This is a genomic window from Syntrophomonas wolfei subsp. methylbutyratica (assembly GCF_001570625.1).
In the GTDB taxonomy this organism is placed as follows: domain Bacteria; phylum Bacillota; class Syntrophomonadia; order Syntrophomonadales; family Syntrophomonadaceae; genus Syntrophomonas; species Syntrophomonas methylbutyratica.
This window is the reverse complement of record NZ_BBQT01000052.1, coordinates 1-1,353: the sequence shown is the minus strand read 5'-3', so window position 1 is coordinate 1,353 and position 1,353 is coordinate 1. Positions and strand designations below refer to the sequence as shown.

The window sequence follows — 1,353 nt, the reverse complement described above, 5'->3', positions numbered from 1 at the left end:
GTGCAGCAGTAACATGGCATGATGCTAGTAGAGCAGCCCATGTATTCACAAAGGGTCAAACAAAAGAAGAAATAGCTAAAATAGAAGAACAAATAGCCCAAGAACTCAAAAAACAAAAACCCCAGCCACAGCTACCTGGCCAACTTAAAGAATTAGGAAAAATAGAACCACCAGGCTCATTACCTGGAATTAAAGTAGATGGGTATGAAACCACTATTCCTTTCATTAGTGCTACAAAGGGCATTAAGATTGAAAGTATTAAAAAAGTAACATTTAACAAAAGAGAATGTTTAGCTGTTACTACAGACAAGAATCCAAATATGGAATTTGCCCCTTCATTATATTTTAATAATACTAAGATTCATGCAGTAGGAGATGTTAGCATTAATTCAGCTTGGAGACCAGAAGGTGGAAAATATGTGGCCTATTATTATATAGAAGACAGACATAAGAATGATATTAGTCAATCTAATAAGATTGGCATGTGGTTTAACGAAGATTTCTACTTTGTAGACAATCTATTTAAATAAGGAGGATAGTATTATGAGAAAAAAAGTTCTATTATTACTATTTGTTTTTAGCTTATTATTAGTAACACCGGTCTATGTATATGGAGATAATAGCAATTCCACTTCCACAATAAAAAAACAGGTTGATATAGGTTCTTTTGATGTTTGGAAAAATTCAGCAGGTCAATGGATAGCATCCGAACCTCCGAAATATAATGAACATTATCGACCAGTAGAGGCAGATAGCCTTGACAGTCCTCTTTGTAATCCCCATATACTTCCTTATGTAATATCTGCACCTGCAGATATAGCTGGCTCAGTTGTAGGAGTAGAATCAATAACATTTATAACACCAAACACTGCTGTAAATGATTATCAAGATGCAGTAAGTGCTACTACTATTATTGAATATATTAATATGTATAGAGATTTTCAGGCAAAAGATATAATAAATATTAATTCCAAATATTTAGGTAACGGAAAAGTAGAAGTAGAATATGATACAAAATTATTAGGTTGGATAGAATCATGGGGAGAAGATAAAACAAAACCATGGCAGGGAGGACAAGTAAGTGGTCATAGGTTTTATATGCCCATATTAGTAACCTGGAAAGTAGCCAATGTACCAGACTTCAAAGTCTGGATAGGAAGTAAAGATATTGGCAATAAGTTGCCGGGTGAAATGATAACAATAGATTGTTCTGTAAAGAATCTAACTGGAACACTAGAAAAAACCGACATAGGAGTAGCAGAATATGGCTCAGGTTGGAATCCCCCCACAGTACATGGACCACTTGTTGATATACCTATAGATGGTAATAATTATAATTTCAGTTTTCAAATG

The 1,353-nt window shown here is 34.0% G+C and carries 2 protein-coding genes; both read left to right on the top strand.

The window, feature by feature from the left end; genetic code table 11:
* Positions 1-530, top strand: a 530-nt coding sequence (locus tag AWB54_RS16025) for a hypothetical protein (RefSeq protein ID WP_160328970.1), incomplete at its 5' end; no start/stop codon positions are given.
* 13 nt (positions 531-543) lie between these two features.
* On the top strand, positions 544-1,353 hold an 810-nt coding region (locus AWB54_RS14940; RefSeq protein WP_153014767.1), incomplete at its 3' end, for a hypothetical protein.